Genomic DNA, 19,297 nt, shown 5'->3' with positions numbered 1-19,297 from the left:
CACGCGGGATCGCGGCGACGGCATGTCTCTTGCCGTTCGTTCGCTCCGGTGCCGGGAGAGATCCTGGCCACACCCGCGGAGGTTCAACCGGAGAAGCAAAGGTCTTATCCAATGGCTCTGCCCACGTTCACCATGCGTCAGCTCGTCGAAGCCGGCGTGCATTTCGGTCACAACACCCGCCGCTGGAACCCGAAGATGGCGTCGTACCTCTTCGGCATCCGCAACGGCATCCACATCATCGACCTGCAGCAGAGCGTGCCCATGCTGCACCGCGCCATGCAGGCCGTGCGCGACGTGACTGCCGGCGGTGGCCGGGTGCTGTTCGTCGGCACCAAGCACCAGGCATCCGACGTGGTCGCCGAGTCGGCCAAGCGTTGCGGCCAGTACTTCGTGAACCACCGTTGGCTCGGCGGCATGCTGACCAACTGGAAGACCATTTCCAACTCCATCCGTCGTCTGCGCGAGCTGGACGAGCAGCTGGCTTCGGGCGCCCTGGCCGGGCTGACCAAGAAGGAGCAGCTGGTCCTGTCGCGCGAGAAGGAAAAGCTGGATCGCGCCCTGGGCGGCATCAAGGACATGGGCGGCCTGCCCGACATCCTGTTCATCATCGACACCAACAAGGAGGCCCTGGCCGTTCAGGAAGCCAACAAGCTGGGCATTCCGGTGGTGGCGATCATCGACTCCAATTGCGATCCGGCCGGCATCACCTATCCGATTCCCGGCAATGACGACGCCATCCGCGCTATTCAGACCTATTGCGATCTGATGTCGGGCGCCGTGCTGGACGGCATTCAGGCCGAGATCACCCGTGGCGGCGGCGACGTCGGCGCCGCGGCCGAAGCCCCGGTCGAGCAGATTCCGGAAGTGGTCGCCGAGGCGGCCGCCGAGGAAGCCGCCGCCCCGCAGGCCTAGGCTTCGTCAGACTGTTGCGATGGCGGCGACCGGATGTCGCCGCCATTCGCTTGAGAACCAACCAATTCATTCGTCGAGAGGGGAATACCCATGGCCGAGATTACCGCTTCGCTGGTCAAGGAGCTGCGCGAGAAGACCGGCGCCGGCATGATGGACTGCAAGAAGGCGCTGGGCGAGACCGCCGGTGACGTCGAAGCCGCCATCGACTGGCTGCGCAAGAAGGGCCTTGCCGCCGCCGCCAAGAAGGCTGGCCGCGTTGCCGCCGAGGGTCTGGTGGGCATCGCCGCCGCCGGCACCAAGGGCGTGGCCGTCGAAGTCAATGCCGAGACCGATTTCGTCGCCCGCAACGACCAGTTCCAGGGCTTTGTCGCCTCGGTCGCCGCCGTGGCGCTGGACAAGGGCGCCGACGTGGAGGCCATCAAGGCCGCTGCCTGCCCCGGCACCGACAAGAACGTCGCTGACCAGCTGACCCACCTGATCGCCACCATCGGCGAGAACATGTCGCTGCGTCGTGCCGTGCGCCTGGAAGTGTCGGCCGGCGTGGTCGCTTCCTATGTTCACACCGCCATCGCTCCCGGCCTGGGCAAGATCGGCTGCCTGGTGGCTCTCGAGTCCACCGGCAACGTGGATCGCCTGAACGAAGTGGGCAAGCAGATCGCCATGCACGTGGCCGCCGCCAACCCGCTGTTCCTGGACCCGTCGGTGGTCGACACCAGCGCTCTCGATCGCGAGCGCAACGTGCTGACCGAGCAGGCCCAGGCTTCGGGCAAGCCCGCCGCCGTCATCGAGAAGATGGTCGAAGGCCGCATCCGCAAGTACTACGAGGAAGTCTGCCTGTCCGAGCAGGTTTTCGTCATCGACCAGGAGAACAAGATCTCCAAGGTGCTCGAGAACCTGGGCAAGGAGATCGGCGCGCCGGTCAAGCTGGCCGGTTTCGCCCGCTTCGCCCTGGGCGAGGGCATCGAGAAGGAAGTCAGCGACTTCGCCGCCGAAGTGGCGGCTCAGGCTGGCACCCGCCCGGCCGGCTGACCTTCCGGTCCGCAATGAGGGCCGCTCCTTCCTGACGGAAGGGGCGGCCTTTTTTCTCTCCACAAGGGGGGAGACAGGCGGGTGGAATGGTGTATGATCGCCGCCGCCCGCGCCAAGCATCTTGGCAAAACTTTCCAATTCGAGGGAGCCCATGGCCAGCGACGCCAAATTCCGCCGCGTTCTCCTCAAGATTTCGGGCGAAGGCCTGATGGGAACGCGGGAGTATGGACTTGATCCCGAGACCGTCGATCGCATCGCTCGCGAGGTGAAGTCCGTCCGCGACCTCGGCGTCGAGGTCTGCGTGGTCATCGGCGGCGGTAATATCTTCCGTGGCGTATCGGGCGCCTCGTCCGGCATGGAGCGGGCCGCGGCCGACAACATGGGCATGCTGGCCACCGTCATCAACGCGCTGTCGGTGCAGAATGCCCTGGAGAAGGTGGGCGTCGAGACCCGCGTGCAGTCGGCCATCGTCATGCCGACCGTGTGCGAGGCCTTCATCCGCCGCCGCGCCATCCGTCATCTGGAAAAGGGCAGGGTGGTGATTTTCGCCGCCGGAACCGGCAATCCGTTCTTCACCACCGATACCGCCGCCGCGCTTCGCGCCGTCGAAATGGGCTGTGACGCCCTTTTGAAGGCCACCCAGGTGGATGGCGTGTATTCCGCCGACCCCAAGAAGGTCAAGGACGCGGTCCGCTATGACCGCCTGACCTTCAACGAGGTTCTGGCCCGCGACCTAGCCGTGATGGACACCTCCGCCATCGCCTTGTGTCGCGAGAACAAAGTTCCCATCGTGGTGTTCGACCTGCACCGGCCCGGCGCCTTCGCCGAAACGGTCTCGGGACGCGGCCTGTTCACCATCATCGCCAACGACTAATAAGCCTTAAGGGGAGTCGATCGTGTCCGCTCCGACCAACTGGAACGACCTCAAGAAGGACATCACCCGGCGCATGGACAGTGCCGTCGAGGTGCTGAAGAAGGAATTCTCGGGCCTGCGCTCGGGCCGTGCCTCCATCAACCTGCTGGACCCGGTCGTGGTCGAGGCCTATGGCCAGACCATGCCGCTCAGCCAGTGTGGCACCGTCGGTGTTCCCGAGCCGCGCATGCTGACCGTCCAGGTGTGGGACAAGTCCCAGGTCAAGGCCGTGGAAAAGGCTATCGCCAATGCCGGTCTCGGTCTCAATCCCCAGGCCGACGGCCAGATGATCCGCGTGCCGATTCCGCCGCTGAACGAGGAGCGCCGCAAGGAGCTGCAGAAGGTGGCCGGCAAGTACTCCGAACAGGCCCGCATCTCCGTGCGCAACGTGCGCCGTGACGGCATGGACACCTTGAAGAAGATGGAAAAGGACGGCCACATCTCCGAGGACGAGATCAAGAAGCACGAAAAAGAGATCCAGGCCATCACCGACGAGACCATCAAGAAGATCGACGAGGCCTTGGGTCACAAGGAAAAGGAAATCATGCAGGTTTGAGGAGGCGAGGACCCGGTATGGAGCCCATGCTTTCCCCCGCCGACCAGCCGCCGCCGCCGGTGCACGTGGCCATCATCATGGATGGCAACGGGCGCTGGGCCAAGGCACGCGGGCTGCCGCGCACCGCCGGCCACAAGCGTGGCGCCGAGGCGGTTCGCCGCACCGTCGAGGCCGCACGGGAGATGGGCGTCTCCTACCTGACCCTTTATGCCTTTTCCTCGGAAAACTGGAAGCGCCCGGCGGGCGAGGTCACTGACCTGATGGGGCTGCTGCGCCTGTACCTGCGCAATGAGGTCAACAACCTCCATAAGAACGGCATTCGTCTCAAGGTCATCGGCGACCGGAGCCGCCTGGGCGCCGATATCGTCCGCCTGATCGAGGAATCCGAGGCCAAGACCGCCGGCAATACCGCCCTGACCTTGTTGCTGGCCCTGTCCTATGGCGGGCGGCAGGAGATCGTCGAGGCTGCCCGGGCTCTGGCCCGCGATGTGGCCGCAGGACGTCTTTCTCCTGATGCCGTTGACGAGGACGCCATCGACGCCCGACTGTCCACGGCGGGAATTCCCGATCCCGACATGATTATCCGGACCAGCGGCGAACAGCGCATCAGCAACTTCCTGCTGTGGCAGGGCGCCTATGCCGAGCTGGTGTTCATGGATACGCTGTGGCCAGACTTCGGGCGGCCCGAGTTGGAGGCCGCCATTCGCGACTTCCAGGGTCGCGACCGCCGTTTCGGTACGGCCAGGTAGCCCGTGTAGTGCTGAAAACCCGCGCCCTGTCCGCCCTGGTAATGGCTCCGCCCGCGCTGCTGGCCGCCTGGGCCGGCGGCTACGCCTTCGGCGCCCTGATCGCCCTGTGCGCCGCCCTGATGTGCTGGGAATGGCACCGCATGCTGAATGGCGCCTTCACCTTGTCGGGCAAGGTCGCCGCTCTCGGCTGTTCCGCCGCGGCGCTGCTGGCGGTGTCGCGACCGGAGATGGGATTGGCCCTGGCCGCGCTGGCGGCGGTGGTTTCGTCGGCACTGGCGGGCGGTGACCGCTCCGGGCGGGGGTGGGCGGCCTTCGGCGCCATCTATGGCGGTGTCCCCTCGGTGGCGCTGGTCTGGCTGCGGGGCGACCCGACCGTTGGAAATGCGGTGATCTGGTGGCTGCTGCTGGTGGTGTGGTCCACCGATATCGGAGCCTATGCCTTCGGTCGTCTGATCGGCGGCCCCAAATTGCTGCCCCTGGTCAGCCCCAAGAAAACCTGGGCTGGACTGATCGGCGGCATGATCTCGGCGGGGCTGGCGGCCTTGCTGGTCGCCCTGGCCGTGGGAGCCGCCGCCGGACTGGCGGTCTTCGCCGCCGGCGCCATAGTGGCGGTGGTTGCACAGATCGGCGATCTGTTCGAGTCCTGGATTAAGCGGCGTTGCAACGTCAAGGACTCAAGCAATATCATTCCGGGCCATGGCGGCGTGCTGGATCGCGTCGACGGCCTGTTGACCGCCGCCCTGGCGGTGGCGGCACTATCTCTGGCGACCGGCAAGACGGTCCTGGACTGGCAATGAAGGAAATACCATGAGCGGTCGGCGCGGCGTCACCATCCTGGGCTCGACGGGGTCCATCGGCTGCAACACGGTGGATCTGGTCGAACGGAATCCCGATCTTTATCGCGTCGAGGCTCTGGTCGCCAACTCGCGGGTCGACATTCTGGCCGAACAGGCGCGGAAGCTGCAGGCCAAGCTGGCCGTAGTGGCCGATGAGAGCGCCTATGGCGCCCTGAAGTCCGCCCTGGCCGGTACCGGCATCGAGGTCGCCGCCGGCGCCCAGGCCGTGGTTGCCGCTGCCGAACGGCCCGCCGACTGGGTCATGGCCGCCATTGTCGGCGCCGCCGGCCTGGCCCCCACTTTGGCCGCAGTACGCCGCGGCGCCGTGGTGGGGTTGGCCAACAAGGAATGTCTGGTCTGCGCCGGTCAGCTGATGATGGCGGAGGTGGAAAAGCACGGCGCCACCCTGCTGCCGGTGGATTCCGAGCACTCCGCCATCTTCCAGGTCTTCGAGGCCGACCAGCACGATAAGATCGACAAGATCATCCTGACCGCTTCGGGCGGTCCGTTCCGAACCAAGACCCGCGAATTCATGGCCGACGTGACACCCGAGCAGGCGGTGGCCCATCCCAACTGGTCCATGGGCGCCAAGATCTCGGTGGATTCCGCCTCCATGTTCAACAAGGGGCTTGAACTGATCGAGGCCCACCACCTGTTCGACATGCCCGAGGACAAGATCGACATCGTCGTTCATCCCCAATCGGTGATCCATTCGCTGGTGGCCTATGTGGACGGCTCGGTGCTGGCCCAGTTGGGCTCTCCCGACATGCGCACGCCCATCGCCTACGCGCTCGGCTGGCCTAACCGCATGGAGGCGCCTGTGCCGAAGCTGGACCTGGCGGCCATCGCCACCTTGACCTTCGAGGCGCCGGACCCCGTGCGCTTCCCCTCGCTGCGCCTGGCGCGCGAGGCCCTGAGGGCGGGCGGTTCCGCCGCCGCGGTGATGAACGCCGCCAACGAGGTGGCCGTGGCGGCCTTCCTTGGGCGGCGCATCGGCTTCCTTGATATCGCCTCCCTGGTGGAGCGGACCGTGGCGGGGGTGAGCCACTGCGAGCTGACCTGCATCGACGACGTTCTGGCCCAGGATGCCGAGGCGCGCCGCTTCGTCTCGGCCCTCATCGACGGTGGCCGCTAGGTCATGGATCTCGCCAGCCTGCTCAACAGCGTCCTGCACGGCGTCTGGTACTACGTGGTCATCTTCCTGGTCATCCTGACCGTGGTGGTGTTCGTCCATGAATTGGGGCACTTCCTCATCGCCCGCTGGAACGGCGTCAAGGTCGAGGTCTTCTCCATCGGGTTCGGACCCGAGGTCTGGGGACGGGTTGCCGCCGACGGCACCCGCTGGCGGATCGGTCTGCTGCCCCTGGGGGGCTACGTCAAGATGTTCGGCGATGCCGACGCGGCCTCGGCGACGGCCAGCGACCAGCCCATGACCGCCGAGGAAAGGGCGCAGGCCTTCTGCCACAAGCGGGTGGGTCAGCGGGCCGCCATCGTGGTGGCGGGACCGGCGGCCAATTTCCTGTTCGCCATTCTCGGATTGGCCGGCATGTTCATGGTGCTTGGCCAGCCGGTAACCCAGCCGGTGATCGGCATGGTTCACCCCGGGACCGCCGCCGAAGCGGCTGGACTGAAAGCCGGTGACCGCATTACCGCCATCAACGGACGCGCCGTGGAGCGCTTTCAGGATATCCAGCGCATGGTGCGCCTGGAGATCGAGAACGAGCTTTCGCTTTCGGTGGCCCGCGGGGACAAGGCGTTCGATGTCTCGGCCCGCCCCCGGATCATCCAGCGCAAGGGTGTGTTCGGCGACATGGAGAAAGTACCGGTTCTGGGTATTTCCGCCGATCCCGCCAGCACGGTCATCGTTCGTCACGGTCCGATTTCGGCCCTGGGCGAGGCCTTGGCCGAAACAGAGAACATGGTGCGGTCCACCTTCATCGGCATCGGCCAGATGGTCAACGGCACTCGCGACACCGACGAACTGGGCGGTCCGATCCGAATCGCCAAGGGGGCAGGGGAGGCGGCACAACTGGGCTTGGCCAGCGTAGTCTTCTACACCATCCTGCTGTCGCTCAATCTTGGCCTGATTAATCTTTTCCCTATCCCAATCCTCGATGGCGGCCATTTAATGTTTTATGCATTCGAAGCCATTCTTGGCCGCCCCCTGGGGGAGAAGGCCCAAGAATATGGTTTCCGAATCGGGTTGTTTCTGGTATTGGCCTTGATGGTCTTTGCCACCCGCAACGACCTTGTGTCGCTGCCGGTTTGGGATATGGTGAAGCGGCTGTTTTCGTGAGCCGGTTCCAAGGGAACGGCTTTACGAACCTAAGGGGGGCCTGGATGCGTTTCGTGCTGTGGACAGCTGTGCTGCTGGGCATTCTGGTCGGGGTGATGCCGGCGTCAGCCCAGGAAGGCGGCCGAATTCGCTCCATCTCCATTCTCGGCACCCAGCGTATCGAGGTTGAGACGGTCAAGTCGTATATGACGGTCGCCGAGGGCGATCTCTACGACACCGACCGCGTCAACCGCTCGCTGAAGGCACTGTTCAATACCGGACTTTTCCAGGACGTGGCTATCCGCCGCGAAGGCGATCAATTGCTGGTCCGCGTGGTCGAGAACCCGATCATCAATCGGATTGCCTACGAGGGAAACAATCGCATCAAGGAAGAGCAGTTGAACACCGAGGTTCAACTGCGTCCGCGCACGGTCTATACCCGTTCCAAGGTCCAGGCCGACGTGAAGCGCATCCTGGAGCTCTACCGCCGCAGCGGTCGCTTTGCCGCCACGGTGGAGCCCAAGATCATTCAGTTGGAACAGAACCGCGTCGATCTGGTTTACGAGATCAGCGAGGGCCAGCCCACCTATGTTCGCCGCATCGCCTTCGTCGGCAATAAGCGCTATGACCAGGATAAGCTGCGCGAAGTGCTGCAGACCAAGGAGGAGCGCTGGTATCGCTTTCTTACCACCGACGACACCTATGATCCCGACCGGGTCACATATGATCGTGAGTTGCTGCGCCGCTATTACCTGAAGCAGGGCTTTGCCGATTTCCGCGTCAGCTCCGCCATCGCCGAGCTGACGCCGTCGCGCGAGGGCTTTTTTATCACCTATACCATCGATGAGGGCGAGCGTTACAAGTTCGGTTCATCGGTGATCAACGCCGAATTGCGCGACCTCAAGCCCGAGGACCTGCAGCCGTTGCTGATCAGCGAAACCGGCGGATGGTACAATGCTGACCAGGTGGAGGACATCGTCCAGAGGCTGACCGACGCGGTCGGCACCAAGGGCTATGCCTTCGTCGACGTGAAGCCTCAGGTGCAGCGTAATCGCGAAACTCACACCATCGACATCACTTATGAAATCAAGGAAGGCCCGCGGGTCTTCGTCGAGCGCATCGACATTTCCGGCAATGTCCGGACTCTTGACCAAGTGATCCGTCGCGAGTTCCGTCTGGTGGAGGGCGATGCCTTCAATTCGGCTAAGCTCCGCAGGTCGCGCCAACGCCTGAAGGACCTCAATTTCTTCGAGAAGGCCGAGGTCACCAATATTCCGTCCGACACGGCCCCCGACCGAACCATCATCAAGGTCGACGTTCAGGAGAAATCCACCGGCGAATTGATGTTTGGCGTCGGCTGGGCCTCCTCGGCCGGGCCGATCATCGAGGCAAGTTTGCGCGAGCGCAATTTGCTGGGCCGCGGCCAGGATCTGCGTCTGGGGGCCGGTCTTGGCACCAAGCGCAGCAGCCTGGACCTGTCGTTCACCGAGCCCTATTTCATGGATCGCGAAGTGGCTGCCGGCTTCGATGCCTTTGTGATCGACCGCAAGCTGCAGAAGGAAAGCTCCTACGATGCCTCGTCCATCGGTGGCGACCTGAGGGCCGGATATCGTCTGTCCGAGAGCCTGCGTCAGGACGTTATTTATACTCTGAAGCAGGATACGGTGAAGGGTATCAGCAGTACTTCGCCCTATGTGCTGGAGCAAATCGGCTCCAAGGTCAGTTCGGTCATCGGCCAGAGTCTGATGTATGACCGCCGGGATTCTCGTCTTGACCCAACAGAGGGCTACTTCATCAAGCTGGGAACCGACGGAGCCGGTCTCGGCGGCGATATCCGCTACCTGCGTGGTACTTTGACGGGTGGCCAGTACTTCACCCTGACCGATAAGGTTATTCTGGGTGTCAGCAGTTCCGTCGGCTATATCTACGGCTTGGATCAGCGGGTCCGTATTACCGATCGGTTCTTCGTGGGTGGCGATAACCTGCGCGGCTTTGCCAACGGTGGCGTCAGCCCGCGTGATAAGAATACCGGCGATGCACTGGGCGGAATCTGGCAGGCTGTCGGCTCGGCCCAGGTCAAGTTCCCGCTGGGACTGCCTGAAGAGTTCGGGGTGTCCGGTCAGGCCTTCACGGATATCGGTGCGGTTGGTGAGACCGATACGGCCGACACTGCTGCGGTTCAGCAGTCCAGCTCGGTCCGTGTTTCTCCCGGCGTCGGTATCTCCTGGAAGTCGCCTATGGGGCCGGTTTCAGTCGATCTCGGCTACCCGTTGGTCAAAGAGAAGTTCGACAAGAAAGAATTTTTCCGGTTCAACTTTGGAACCAAGTTCTGATCGTGCTCGCCGACACGTCCCGGCTTCACGTGGAAGAGATGTCGTGAGGAACAGCCTGTCACGCCGCCTTGCTCTGGCTGCTCGTCTGGTGTCGTTGCCATCGCTGGCCCTGGTGGTGCTGCTGTCATTCAGTGGCGCCGCCGTGGCCCAGCGGGCATCGAGCGCCCCCATGAGTCTGATCATCGTCGATATCCAGCAGGCGCAGCGGGATTCCCTGCCGGGCAGAGCCCTGGCGGCTCAACGCGATAAGTACCAGCAAAACTTCCAAAGCGAGTTCAACGCCGCCCGTCAGGCCCTGCAACGCAGCGACCAGGATTTGGCCAAGCAGAAGGGCACCATGCCGCAAGAGGCCTATGACCAGAAGGTCAAGGCCCTCGAACTGCAGGTGGTCGCCTTCCAGAACAAGACCCAGATGGCGGTTCGAGCCCTGGAAAAATCCACGGATTCCGCCATGGCTGAATTGATGAATGCCATTCTGACCATCACGGGCGAGATCGCCGCCGAGATGGGGGCCAATCTGGTTCTGCCCAAGCAGCAAGTGGTCTTGCACGAGCCCCGCATGGACGTGACCGCCCAGGTGATCGAGCGCTTGAACAAGAAGCTGCCCACGGTCAATTTCCCCATTCCTCAGGTGGATGATCATTCCTCACCAGAGGTTCCGCCCTCCAAGTCCGGCAAGAAGTGACACCATGGCCGATCCCCGTTTCTTTCGTGTTGCCGGTCCTTTCACGCTTGCCCAACTGGCCGAGCTTTCGGGCGCGTCCGTGGCGGAGGGCTGCGATCTCGGCGCCAGCTTCGTAGACGTGGCGCCGCTGGAACAGGCGGGCCAGGACAACGTTTCGTTTCTGGACAACCGCAAATATGTCGGTGCCTTCCAGGCCAGCAAGGCCGGGCTGTGCGTAATCGCCCCCGAGATGGCGGACAAGGCCCCCGAGGGAATGGCGCTGCTGCTGTCGCCCGATCCTTATCGTGCCTATGCTCGCATCGCCCAGGCATTCTATCCCAATCCGGCGCCCGAGCCCTGGGTGGCCCCCACGGCTTGGGTCGACGCCAGCGCCGCTGTGGGCGAGGGCTGCCGTATTGAACCGGGGGCGGTGATCGGCGCCGGCGCCCGGATCGGAGCCCGCTGCCGTATCGGCGCCAATGTGGTGATCGGTCAAGGCGTGGTGTTGGGCGACGATTGCACCATCGGCGCCAATGCCACCGTTTCCCACGCACTGGTCGGCAGCCGCGTCAATATTTATCCAGGCGCCCGCATCGGCCAGGACGGGTTCGGGTTCGCCATGGGGCCGCAGGGTCACCTGAAGGTGCCGCAATTGGGTCGCGTGTTGATCGGCAATAACGTGGAGATCGGCGCCAACACCACCATCGACCGGGGCGCTGGGCCGGACACGGTGATCGGTGATGGCTCGATGATAGACAACCTCGTCCAGATTGGGCACAACGTACAACTGGGGCGCGGTTGCGTCATCGTGGCTCAGGTCGGAATTTCCGGATCCACCCGCATGGGTGACTTCGTCGCGGCGGGCGGACAGGCCGGCATCACCGGTCATCTGAAAATCGGTGCGGGCGCCAAGATCGCCGCCCAGGCCGGCGTGATGCGCGACATCGCTCCGGGTGAGACTGTCGGCGGCGCGCCCGCCGTGCCCATGGCGGATTGGCTGCGCCAGTCGGCCATTCTGGGCAAGATGGCGCGAAAAAAGAGTTAGGCCAAAGGCAGGACGTGAGTATGGATACCGCCAACAACGACCAGGGCACCGACCTGGGCAAGGTTATCGACATCAGCCGGATCATCCAGATGATTCCGCACCGCTATCCCTTCCTCATGGTGGATCGGGTGGTACAGGTGGTGGCCAATGAAAGCGCCGTGGGCATCAAGAACGTCACCATCAACGAGCCGTTCTTCCAGGGCCACTTTCCGTCGCGTCCGGTCTTTCCGGGGGTGTTGATCATCGAATCCATGGCCCAGACGGCGGCCGTGCTGGTGGTCGAGACTTTGGGCGAATCGGCGGAAGGCAAGCTGGTCTACTTCATGAGCGTCGAGAACTGCCGGTTCCGCAAACCGGTCGGTCCCGGCGATCAGCTGATGATTCACGTCTTCAAGGAACGCTCGCGCGGGAACGTCTGGAAGTTCCGTGGCGAAGCCAAGGTCGATGGCGTCCTTGTCGCCGAAGCCACCTACGCCGCCATGATTCTGGACGAGAAATGACCAATATTCACCCTTCGGCCGTTATCGATTCCAAGGCGGAGATCGCCTCTTCGGCGATCATCGGGCCTTTCTGCGTGGTTGGACCCGACGTCAAGTTGGGCGAATCCGTTGAACTGGTGTCCCATGTGGCGGTGGCCGGACGCACCACCATCGGCGCCGGCACCCGTATTTTCCCGTTCGCCTCCATCGGTCACCGTCCTCAGGACCTCAAGTACAAGGGCGAGCCCTCCACCTTGGAGATCGGGGCCAACAACCAGATCCGCGAGCATGTCACCATGAATCCCGGCACCGAGGGTGGCGGCATGGTGACCAGGGTCGGCGACAATTGCCTGTTCATGGCCAGCGCCCACGTGGCCCATGACTGCATCCTGGGCGACAATGTCATCATGGCCAACAACGCCACCCTGGCGGGTCATGTGACGGTCGGCGAATACGCCTTCCTGGGCGGGCTGTCGGCGGTGCACCAGTTCGTGCGCATCGGTCGCCACGCCATGATCGGCGGCATGTCGGGCGTCGAGGCGGACGTCATTCCCTTCGGCATGGTGATCGGTAACCGGGCCTATCTCAATGGGCTGAACATCGTCGGCCTGAAGCGTCGGGGCTTTTCCCGCGACGACATCCACACGCTGCGCAATGCCTACCGTCTGATGTTCGCGCCGGAAGGCACGCTGGCCGAGCGCCTCTCCGACGTGGAGGAGCAGTTCAAGGACCATCCGGTGGTGATGGAGATCGTGGCCTTCATCCGCTCGGATTCGTCGCGTTCGCTCAGCACGCCGAATGGCTCCTAAGCTCGGCATCATTGCCGGCGGCGGCGACCTGCCGGGACTGGTCGCCGCCGCCTGCCGTGCCCAAGGGCGCCCCTTTCATATTCTCGCCCTTTCGGGCCATGCCGACCCCCAGGTGATTGGTGACCAGGCCCCCCAGGACTGGATTCGCCTGGGCGAAGCCGGGACCGGGTTCGAGCGCCTGCGTCAGGCCGGTGTCGCCGAGGTGGTGATGATCGGCCCGGTGCGCCGTCCGACCATCATGGAACTGGCGCCTGATTTCCGCACCGCCCGCTTCTTCGCCCGGGTCGGGCTCAAGGCTCTTGGCGACGACGGATTGCTGCGCGCCGTCGCCTCGGAACTGGAAAGCGAAGGCTTCAAGGTGGTGGGCGTCGACGACGTCCTTTCCGATTGCCTTGCCACGCCCGGCCCCTACGGAACCGTTGTTCCCGACGAGCAGGCCCAGGCCGATATGGACCGGGGCATCCAGGTGGCGCGGGGCCTTGGCGCCCTGGACGTAGGTCAGGCGGTGGTGGTGCAGCAAGGCATCGTGCTGGGGGTCGAGGCCATCGAAGGCACCGACAACCTGCTGCGCCGTTGCGGCCCCCTGGCCCGTGAGGGACTGGGCGGTGTTCTGGTGAAATTGAAGAAGCCGGGGCAGGACCGCCGCATCGACCTTCCCACCATCGGCCTGACCACCCTGCGAGAGGCTGCCGCCGCGGGATTGCGCGGCATCGCCATCGAGGCGGGGGGCGCGCTTGTGGTGGATGCCAAGGCGTTGGGCGCAGAGGCCGACCGCCTGGGCCTGTTCGTCACCGGCATCACGCCATGCTGATTTACCTCATCGCCGGTGAGCCTTCGGGCGATCTGCTGGGCGGGCGGCTGATGGCGGCCCTGAAAGAGCGCCTCGGTGAGGGCGTGAGTTTCGCCGGTATCGGCGGGGAGAGCATGCGGGCCGAAGGGCTGACATCCCTGTTCCCCATGACCGAATTGTCGGTGATGGGACTGGTGGAGGTGCTGCCGCGCATCCCCAAGATCCTGCGCCGCGTCAAACAGACCATTTCTGACATCGAAACAAAACGCCCGGATGCCCTGGTGACCATTGATTCCTGGGGGTTCAACGGCCGCATTCAGGCGGGCTTGAAGGCGCGGGGCGTGCCCGTGCCGCGCATCCATTACGTGGCTCCCATGGTGTGGGCCTGGAAATCGGGACGGACCAAGACCCTGGCCCGGGTGCTGGATCTGCTGCTGACCCTGCTGCCCAACGAGCCCGAGTGGTTCGAGAAGGAGGGGCTCAAGACCCTGCATGTGGGCCATCCGGTGATCGAAGGGGCGGCCTCCCGGGGGGATGGCGCAGCTTTCCGTGTTCGGCACGGCTTTGCCCCTGACCGGAAACTGCTGTGCGTGTTGCCCGGCAGCCGCCATTCCGAGACGGCCAAGCTTTTGGCGCCGTTCGGGGAAACCATTGCCTTGCTGGCCCGGCGCTTTCCAGACCTGGCGGTGGTGGTTCCCACCGTGGAGACCGTTGCCGACGAGGTATCGCAAGCGGTCAAATCCTGGGCTCTGCCGTCCATGGTCGTGCGCGGGCCGGAAAAGTACGACGCCTTCGCCGCCTGCGATGCCGCTTTGGCAGCGTCCGGCACCGTGGCGCTGGAACTGGCCATGGCGCGGCTGCCGGCGGTGATCACCTATAAGGTCTCGCCCGTGTCGGCCTTCATCGCCACCCGTTTCCTGGGCCTCAGCCTCAAATTCGTCACTCTTGTCAACATTCTGGTTGACGAGGCGGTGATGCCGGAATTGCTGCAGGACGATTGCCGCCCCGATAAGCTGGCGGCGGCGGTCGAGCACCTGCTGACCGATGAGGCGGCAAGGGCACTGCAGGCCGCAGGCGCCCGCCGTGCCCTGGAAAAGCTGGGGCTGGGCGGCGAAAGCCCGGGCAAGCGGGCCGCCGATGCGGTGATCGACTTCATCCGGCAAGGCAAGGAGCAACGAAATGGCTGACTGGCGCTTTCTCCACACCATGATCCGGGTGGGTAACCTGGATCGCTCCATCCACTTCTACACCAGCCTGCTGGGCATGAAGCTGCTGCGGCGCACGGACTACCCCGAGGGGCGCTTCACTCTGGCCTTCGTCGGCTATGGCGAGGAGGCTTCCAACACGGTGGTCGAACTGACCCACAACTGGGACACCGAGTCCTACGAATTGGGCGGCGGCTTCGGCCATCTGGCGCTCGGCGTGCCCGACATCTACAAGGCCTGTGCCGAGCTGGAGGCTGCCGGGGCCAAGATCACCCGTGCGCCCGGCCCCATGAAGCATGGCTCGACCATCATCGCCTTCGTGGAAGATCCCGACGGCTATAAGATCGAGCTGATCCAGGCGAAGTGATCGCTGCGCGAGCGGGGCAAAGCCCCGCTCGATCTCATTCCCGAATCGTATTGAGCCAGGGTGTGAGCGCTTCCCGCGCCCGTTGGGCATAAAGCTTCTTGCGATCGCGGCCCTTGACGCGGCGGCCACGCTCGTCACGCTCGGGCGGCGGCGGGAACAGGCCAAAATTGATGTTCATGGGCTGGTAGGTCTCGGCTTCGGCATCGCCGGTGACGTGGTTGAGCAGGGCGCCCAGCGCCGTGGTGGCCGGGGGACGCAGCATGTCGCGGCCCAAGGCCTCGGCGGCGGCGAACAGCCCGGCCAGCAGGCCGATGGCAGAGCTTTCCACATAGCCCTCGCAGCCGGTGACCTGACCCGCCAGACGCAGGCGCGGCTGGGCCTTGAGCCGCAAGGTGCGGTCCAGCACACGGGGCCCATTGATGAAGGTGTTGCGGTGCAACCCGCCCAGACGGGCGAATTCGGCATTCTCCAGGCCGGGAATGGCGCGGAAGATGCGGGCCTGTTCCCCGTGGCGCAGCTTGGTCTGGAAGCCCACCAGATTGTAAAGCGTGCCCAGCGCGTTGTCCTGGCGCAACTGCACCACGGCAAAGGGCTTGGGGCCATTGGGATTGGTCAGGCCCACCGGCTTCATGGGGCCGTAGGCCAGGGTATCCTTGCCGCGCTCGGCCATTACCTCGATGGGCAGGCAGCCCTCGAAATAGGGGGTGTCCTTCTCCCACTCGTGGAAGTCCACCTTCTCGCCGGTGATCAGGGCGTCGATGAAGGTGTTGTACTGCTCGCGGTCCAGCGGGCAGTTGATGTAGTCCGAGCCGGTGCCCTTGTCGTAGCGCGACTGGAACCACGCCTTGCCGAAGTCGATGCTGTCCTTGGTGACGATGGGCGCGATGGCGTCGAAGAAGGCCAGAGAGTCCTCTCCCGTCATGCCGCGCAGAGCCTCGGCCATGGCGGGCGAGGTGAGGGGGCCTGTGGCGATGACTACCTGTTCCCAATCCTCGGGCGGCAGACCGGCCACTTCCTCGCGCAGGATGGTGATGCGCGGATGGCCGGCAAGCGCCGCCTGGACGCCTTGGGAGAAGCCGTCGCGGTCCACCGCCAGGGCGCCGCCGGCCGGAACCTTGTGGGCGTCGGCCTGGGCGAGGATCAGCGAACCGGCGCGGCGCATCTCTTCATGCAGCAGGCCGACGGCGTTGTAGTCCGCATCGTCCGAGCGCAACGAGTTGGAGCACACCAGCTCGGCCAAGCCATCGGTCTGATGGGCCGGCGTGGTGCGCACGGGGCGCATTTCGTGGAGGATGACGGGGATGTCGGCCTGAGCGAGCTGCCAGGCGGCTTCCGACCCGGCAAGCCCGCCGCCGATCACATGGACGGTGCGGGTCATGCCGAGGGGAATAGAGGCTTCGGCGCCTCTTGTCCAGAAGCTTTACCGGTGATTCATCGACCCGGCCAGATGGGCCAGCCATTGGGCGCTGGCGCCGCTGGAAACCGCCGCGATGGACGAGGTTCCCGAGACCGGCTTGCTGCCGGTGCCCTCGGCGGTGAGGGCCTTGTCACTATCGGGCAGGTCGAGGGGGCCGTAGCCATAACTGGAAAATGCCGTGGCCGAGCCCGACTTCTCGATGGAATGGGTTGCCCCTTCGTCCTTCTTGTTGAGCAGGAGATTTGAGGAGGCGACGCTGAGAGAAACCATAGTTCGTTCTCCGAGGAGAGAGTTCGCGTTTCTCAATGCAGATGCCGTGCCAAATACGAATTCCCGGTTTTCCGCCATTTCCCATCGATGCCAGGCGGCAGAATCTGCCGGGGGCCATGCCACGAAGGACATTCCTTCCGGGCCAGGGATGGGGTATAAGCTTGCGCGAAGCCACCCCTTCGAGTGGGAAGAGAGACACCCATGGCCAAGACCTATTACGTTGTCGGCGGCGAATATGCCGATACCTCCTTTACCGTTATCGCCCCCGGCCACACCGAGGAGCGCTTCGGCCCCTTCGAGGAGCATGAGGCGCATATCTGCTGGCGTGCCCTGACAGGCAAGTCCGTCGACAATGCCATGGTCCGCTACTTCATCCGCAGCACCGACGATTCCGCTGCGGACCAGTGGTACGTGATGGGCGGCGAATACGCCGACACCACCTTCCAGGAAGTCACCGAAGGCCGCACTCTGGAGGTGCACGGCCCTTATTCCCGCAAGGAGGCCCTGGACAAGTGGCGCGAGCTGACCGGGAAATCGGTGGATTCCTGCCTGACCCGCTACGACCTGTTCACCGGCGAAGAGCTGAAGAATCTCAAGGTCAAGGGCTGATACCCGGGCGTATGGGAGTTCTTCGCACTTAAGCCGAATTGGAAAGTCGAAGAACTCTTAAGCCCGAGCGGCGCTTGAGCCCTGAAAAAGCGGAGCTTTTTCGTACAGACAGACTAGCCTCTGGTCATGGATCGGATAAACCGGTATTGCATGACCTAATTCCGATGAGAGGGAGGTCGCACGTGTCCCATTACCCCAACAAGTACCATGCCTTCATCTGCACCCAGCGCCGCCCCGACGGGCATCCGCGCGGCTGCTGCACCAGCAAGGGCGGCGGTCAGCCGCTGTTCAACCGGCTGGCGGAGAAGGTCAGCGAGCTGAATCTGTGGGAGAAGGGCGTCAGCGTCGCGTCGTCCAGCTGCCTGGGCTTCTGCAAGGCTGGTCCGTTGATGGTGGTCTATCCCCAGGGCATTTGGTACAAGGCCGAAACGGTCGCCGACATCGACGAGATCGTCACCTCGCATTTCGGCAACGACACGCCGGTCGAGCGCCTGATCGTCACGCCCTCCAAGGGCTGACGCGGGTCAAGCGGTCAAGGAAAGCCCCTGGTCCCTTTGGATCAGGGGCTTTTTGATTCGAGGAGGTCGGCCAGCTTGCCGAGCGCGCTGGACAGCAGGCGGTGATCGCCCGAATCGGCCAGCACCCCGAGCAGGACCAGGGCGTCGTCGTTGAACAAGCCCAGGGCGTCCATGGCGGCGGTAAAGCCATCGGCGGCCAGGGCATCGACCCCGGCGCGAAAGGCGCGGCGGCGGCCTCCCTTGGACTCGTGCTCCAGCAACTCGCCCAGCGCCTCCTCGGCGGGGCGCTTGCGATGGATCTGAAAGGCCAGGGCGCGCAGCAGCCGGACCTTATCCTCGTCGTCAATGGTGTCTTGGCGGGCCATGGGCGGCACCTTGATCCGCCATCGGGCGCAAGTCAACGCTCAGCACGCCTCGACGTCCACATGCCCGTCATGCTACACCGCCGGTCATGAACGATTCCAAGATCATCGACGCCCTGCTGCTGCCCTTCGAGCGCGACCTGCTGCCTCTGCCCCGGCGCGCCTTCCTCATGCGGGCCGAGCCTCACGAGGCGCTGTGGGACGAGTGGCGATCCCGTCTGGTGTGCGAACAGGGCTTCAAGCCCACCTTCGACCGACTGATCCAGGTCGGATTCGAGACCGTGGCGCGGCTGGAAGGCCGTTTTGCCGCCGGTCTGGTGTTGCTGACCAAGCACAAGGCCGAGAACCGGGCCAATCTGGCGCGGGCCTGGGGGCTGCTGGAGCCGGGCGGCGTACTGGTGTGCTGCGGCGCCAATGCCCTGGGGGCGGCCAGTCACGAGCGCGAAGCCGAGCGGGTGTTCGGCCTTGCCGGCTCGCTGTCCAAGCATCAGGCCCGGACCTTCTGGATGGTGCGCGGCACCGACTCGCCCCCCGCCGACTGCGCGGAATGGCTGGCCGCGGCCGAGCCCAGGCCGGTGGAAGGCTGCGGCCTCGTGGCCCGCGCCGGCTGTTTCAGCAGCGATCACGTGGACAAGGGGTCGCGGCTGCTGCTGGACTGCCTGCCCGAAGGACTGGCCGGACGGGGCGCCGATCTGGGGGCGGGATGGGGATATCTCTCGGCCGAGATCCTGCGCCGTTTTCCCGAGGTCACCGACATCGACCTGTTCGAGGCGGAGGCCCTGGCCCTGGAAGATGCGCGCAGCAATCTGGGCGGCAGTGAAAAGGCGGCTTTCCACTGGCTCGATGTGGGCGCCGGCCTACCCAAATGCGAACCCTATGACTGGATCGTCAGCAATCCGCCCTTCCACGAGGGGCGCAAGGCCGATCCGGCTATCGGCCAGGGCTTCATCACCGCCGCCTGGAAGGCCATCCGGCGGCGCGGCAAGTTCATCCTGGTGGCCAATCGCAGCCTGCCTTACGAGGCCGAACTGCGCCGCCGTTTCCGCGAAGTGACGCTGCTGCGCGAGGCCGACGGCTTTAAGGTCTATCTGGCCAGCAACCGCCATGACAAATAATGACGATCACCGACAAGCCGCAGAAGCTAAGAGATGCGGCACGC

Annotated in this window: 22 protein-coding genes; 19 read left to right on the top strand and 3 right to left on the bottom strand. The window is 64.4% G+C overall.

Annotated elements, in window-relative coordinates; all coding sequences use genetic code 11:
• Nucleotides 1-111 precede the first annotated feature (111 nt).
• From rpsB to gloA, 16 genes are all read left to right on the top strand, one after another.
• Entirely contained in the window at nucleotides 112-912 is an 801-nt protein-coding gene (gene rpsB, locus AMB_RS12555) for a 30S ribosomal protein S2 (RefSeq protein WP_011384879.1), read from the top strand.
• Between the two features lie 90 nt (nucleotides 913-1,002).
• Nucleotides 1,003-1,941, top strand: a complete 939-nt coding sequence (tsf, locus tag AMB_RS12550) for a translation elongation factor Ts (protein ID WP_011384878.1) — start codon at nucleotides 1,003-1,005, stop codon at nucleotides 1,939-1,941.
• Between the two features lie 151 nt (nucleotides 1,942-2,092).
• Nucleotides 2,093-2,815, top strand: coding sequence for a UMP kinase (gene pyrH, locus AMB_RS12545; protein ID WP_011384877.1), 723 nt, complete (start codon nucleotides 2,093-2,095; stop codon nucleotides 2,813-2,815).
• Nucleotides 2,816-2,837: 22 nt separating this feature from the next.
• Nucleotides 2,838-3,410, top strand: coding sequence for a ribosome recycling factor (gene frr, locus AMB_RS12540; protein WP_011384876.1), 573 nt, complete (start codon nucleotides 2,838-2,840; stop codon nucleotides 3,408-3,410).
• Between the two features lie 17 nt (nucleotides 3,411-3,427).
• The gene (locus AMB_RS12535) at nucleotides 3,428-4,159 is read left to right on the top strand and encodes an isoprenyl transferase (RefSeq protein ID WP_011384875.1); all 732 of its coding nucleotides are present in this window, start codon (nucleotides 3,428-3,430) and stop codon (nucleotides 4,157-4,159) included.
• 8 nt (nucleotides 4,160-4,167) lie between these two features.
• Complete coding sequence (locus tag AMB_RS12530) at nucleotides 4,168-4,956, top strand: phosphatidate cytidylyltransferase (protein WP_011384874.1); 789 nt, start codon at nucleotides 4,168-4,170, stop codon at nucleotides 4,954-4,956.
• Between the two features lie 10 nt (nucleotides 4,957-4,966).
• The gene (locus AMB_RS12525; protein ID WP_011384873.1) at nucleotides 4,967-6,130 is read left to right on the top strand and encodes a 1-deoxy-D-xylulose-5-phosphate reductoisomerase; all 1,164 of its coding nucleotides are present in this window, start codon (nucleotides 4,967-4,969) and stop codon (nucleotides 6,128-6,130) included.
• A gap of 3 nt (nucleotides 6,131-6,133) precedes the next feature.
• Nucleotides 6,134-7,291: an RIP metalloprotease RseP gene (rseP, locus tag AMB_RS12520; RefSeq protein ID WP_011384872.1), complete on the top strand. Its 1,158-nt coding sequence runs from the start codon at nucleotides 6,134-6,136 to the stop codon at nucleotides 7,289-7,291.
• A gap of 44 nt (nucleotides 7,292-7,335) precedes the next feature.
• Nucleotides 7,336-9,603, top strand: coding sequence for an outer membrane protein assembly factor BamA (bamA, locus tag AMB_RS12515; protein ID WP_043744435.1), 2,268 nt, complete (start codon nucleotides 7,336-7,338; stop codon nucleotides 9,601-9,603).
• 43 nt (nucleotides 9,604-9,646) lie between these two features.
• Nucleotides 9,647-10,288 carry an OmpH family outer membrane protein gene (locus AMB_RS12510; protein ID WP_043744433.1) on the top strand — a complete coding sequence of 214 codons (642 nt, stop codon included), beginning with the start codon at nucleotides 9,647-9,649 and terminating at the stop codon, nucleotides 10,286-10,288.
• Nucleotides 10,289-10,292: 4 nt separating this feature from the next.
• Nucleotides 10,293-11,312 (top strand): UDP-3-O-(3-hydroxymyristoyl)glucosamine N-acyltransferase, encoded by a 1,020-nt coding sequence (gene lpxD, locus AMB_RS12505; protein WP_011384869.1) that lies wholly within the window; start codon nucleotides 10,293-10,295, stop codon nucleotides 11,310-11,312.
• 20 nt (nucleotides 11,313-11,332) lie between these two features.
• Complete coding sequence (fabZ, locus tag AMB_RS12500) at nucleotides 11,333-11,812, top strand: 3-hydroxyacyl-ACP dehydratase FabZ (RefSeq protein ID WP_043744429.1); 480 nt, start codon at nucleotides 11,333-11,335, stop codon at nucleotides 11,810-11,812.
• Nucleotides 11,809-12,600 carry an acyl-ACP--UDP-N-acetylglucosamine O-acyltransferase gene (gene lpxA / locus AMB_RS12495; protein ID WP_011384867.1) on the top strand — a complete coding sequence of 264 codons (792 nt, stop codon included), beginning with the start codon at nucleotides 11,809-11,811 and terminating at the stop codon, nucleotides 12,598-12,600. Before fabZ ends, lpxA begins: the two co-directional genes overlap by 4 nt.
• Nucleotides 12,590-13,411, top strand: coding sequence for an LpxI family protein (locus tag AMB_RS12490; protein WP_011384866.1), 822 nt, complete (start codon nucleotides 12,590-12,592; stop codon nucleotides 13,409-13,411). The genes lpxA and AMB_RS12490 overlap by 11 nt, the downstream gene beginning before the upstream one ends.
• Complete coding sequence (gene lpxB / locus AMB_RS12485) at nucleotides 13,405-14,577, top strand: lipid-A-disaccharide synthase (RefSeq protein ID WP_011384865.1); 1,173 nt, start codon at nucleotides 13,405-13,407, stop codon at nucleotides 14,575-14,577. The genes AMB_RS12490 and lpxB overlap by 7 nt, the downstream gene beginning before the upstream one ends.
• The gene (gene gloA / locus AMB_RS12480; protein WP_011384864.1) at nucleotides 14,570-14,962 is read left to right on the top strand and encodes a lactoylglutathione lyase; all 393 of its coding nucleotides are present in this window, start codon (nucleotides 14,570-14,572) and stop codon (nucleotides 14,960-14,962) included. The genes lpxB and gloA overlap by 8 nt, the downstream gene beginning before the upstream one ends.
• Nucleotides 14,963-14,996: 34 nt before the next feature.
• Here the strand turns inward: gloA and trmFO are convergent, their stop codons facing one another.
• Nucleotides 14,997-16,340 (bottom strand): methylenetetrahydrofolate--tRNA-(uracil(54)-C(5))-methyltransferase (FADH(2)-oxidizing) TrmFO, encoded by a 1,344-nt coding sequence (gene trmFO / locus AMB_RS12475; protein WP_011384863.1) that lies wholly within the window; start codon nucleotides 16,338-16,340, stop codon nucleotides 14,997-14,999.
• Nucleotides 16,341-16,382: 42 nt separating this feature from the next.
• The gene (locus AMB_RS12470; RefSeq protein WP_043744425.1) at nucleotides 16,383-16,649 is read right to left on the bottom strand and encodes a hypothetical protein; all 267 of its coding nucleotides are present in this window, start codon (nucleotides 16,647-16,649) and stop codon (nucleotides 16,383-16,385) included.
• 201 nt (nucleotides 16,650-16,850) lie between these two features.
• Between AMB_RS12470 and AMB_RS12465 the strand changes: the two genes are divergently transcribed.
• A complete protein-coding gene (locus AMB_RS12465; RefSeq protein WP_011384861.1) occupies nucleotides 16,851-17,258 on the top strand; it encodes a DUF4170 domain-containing protein in 408 nt (135 codons plus the stop codon).
• Nucleotides 17,259-17,440: 182 nt separating this feature from the next.
• Complete coding sequence (locus AMB_RS12460; protein ID WP_011384860.1) at nucleotides 17,441-17,776, top strand: (2Fe-2S) ferredoxin domain-containing protein; 336 nt, start codon at nucleotides 17,441-17,443, stop codon at nucleotides 17,774-17,776.
• Nucleotides 17,777-17,817: 41 nt separating this feature from the next.
• On the opposite strand, the gene AMB_RS12455 is transcribed toward AMB_RS12460, so the two are convergent.
• Nucleotides 17,818-18,141: a hypothetical protein gene (locus AMB_RS12455; RefSeq protein ID WP_043744421.1), complete on the bottom strand. Its 324-nt coding sequence runs from the start codon at nucleotides 18,139-18,141 to the stop codon at nucleotides 17,818-17,820.
• 86 nt (nucleotides 18,142-18,227) lie between these two features.
• Between AMB_RS12455 and AMB_RS12450 the strand changes: the two genes are divergently transcribed.
• On the top strand, nucleotides 18,228-19,253 hold the full coding sequence (locus tag AMB_RS12450; protein ID WP_043744418.1) for a class I SAM-dependent methyltransferase: 1,026 nt from the start codon (nucleotides 18,228-18,230) through the stop codon (nucleotides 19,251-19,253).
• The last annotated feature ends 44 nt before the right edge of the window (nucleotides 19,254-19,297 follow it).

The organism is Paramagnetospirillum magneticum AMB-1 (genome assembly GCF_000009985.1).
Lineage (GTDB): Bacteria > Pseudomonadota > Alphaproteobacteria > Rhodospirillales > Magnetospirillaceae > Phaeospirillum > Phaeospirillum magneticum.
Note: the sequence above shows the minus strand (reverse complement) of the source record. Positions and strands in the feature narration are given on the sequence as shown.

What these genes read in the sequence shown, in the direction of transcription:
- rpsB (WP_011384879.1), top strand. Translation starts at nt 112, where the DNA reads ATGGCTCTGCCCACGTTCACCATGCGTCAGCTCGTCGAAGCCGGCGTG.
- tsf (WP_011384878.1), top strand. Translation starts at nt 1,003, where the DNA reads ATGGCCGAGATTACCGCTTCGCTGGTCAAGGAGCTGCGCGAGAAGACC.
- pyrH (WP_011384877.1), top strand. Translation starts at nt 2,093, where the DNA reads ATGGCCAGCGACGCCAAATTCCGCCGCGTTCTCCTCAAGATTTCGGGC.
- AMB_RS12535 (WP_011384875.1), top strand. Translation starts at nt 3,428, where the DNA reads ATGGAGCCCATGCTTTCCCCCGCCGACCAGCCGCCGCCGCCGGTGCAC.
- AMB_RS12525 (WP_011384873.1), top strand. Translation starts at nt 4,967, where the DNA reads ATGAGCGGTCGGCGCGGCGTCACCATCCTGGGCTCGACGGGGTCCATC.
- rseP (WP_011384872.1), top strand. Translation starts at nt 6,134, where the DNA reads ATGGATCTCGCCAGCCTGCTCAACAGCGTCCTGCACGGCGTCTGGTAC.
- bamA (WP_043744435.1), top strand. Translation starts at nt 7,336, where the DNA reads ATGCGTTTCGTGCTGTGGACAGCTGTGCTGCTGGGCATTCTGGTCGGG.
- lpxD (WP_011384869.1), top strand. Translation starts at nt 10,293, where the DNA reads ATGGCCGATCCCCGTTTCTTTCGTGTTGCCGGTCCTTTCACGCTTGCC.
- fabZ (WP_043744429.1), top strand. Translation starts at nt 11,333, where the DNA reads ATGGATACCGCCAACAACGACCAGGGCACCGACCTGGGCAAGGTTATC.
- lpxA (WP_011384867.1), top strand. Translation starts at nt 11,809, where the DNA reads ATGACCAATATTCACCCTTCGGCCGTTATCGATTCCAAGGCGGAGATC.
- AMB_RS12490 (WP_011384866.1), top strand. Translation starts at nt 12,590, where the DNA reads ATGGCTCCTAAGCTCGGCATCATTGCCGGCGGCGGCGACCTGCCGGGA.
- lpxB (WP_011384865.1), top strand. Translation starts at nt 13,405, where the DNA reads ATGCTGATTTACCTCATCGCCGGTGAGCCTTCGGGCGATCTGCTGGGC.
- gloA (WP_011384864.1), top strand. Translation starts at nt 14,570, where the DNA reads ATGGCTGACTGGCGCTTTCTCCACACCATGATCCGGGTGGGTAACCTG.
- trmFO (WP_011384863.1), bottom strand. Translation starts at nt 16,340, where the DNA reads ATGACCCGCACCGTCCATGTGATCGGCGGCGGGCTTGCCGGGTCGGAA.
- AMB_RS12470 (WP_043744425.1), bottom strand. Translation starts at nt 16,649, where the DNA reads ATGGTTTCTCTCAGCGTCGCCTCCTCAAATCTCCTGCTCAACAAGAAG.
- AMB_RS12465 (WP_011384861.1), top strand. Translation starts at nt 16,851, where the DNA reads ATGGCCAAGACCTATTACGTTGTCGGCGGCGAATATGCCGATACCTCC.
- AMB_RS12455 (WP_043744421.1), bottom strand. Translation starts at nt 18,141, where the DNA reads ATGGCCCGCCAAGACACCATTGACGACGAGGATAAGGTCCGGCTGCTG.
- AMB_RS12450 (WP_043744418.1), top strand. Translation starts at nt 18,228, where the DNA reads ATGAACGATTCCAAGATCATCGACGCCCTGCTGCTGCCCTTCGAGCGC.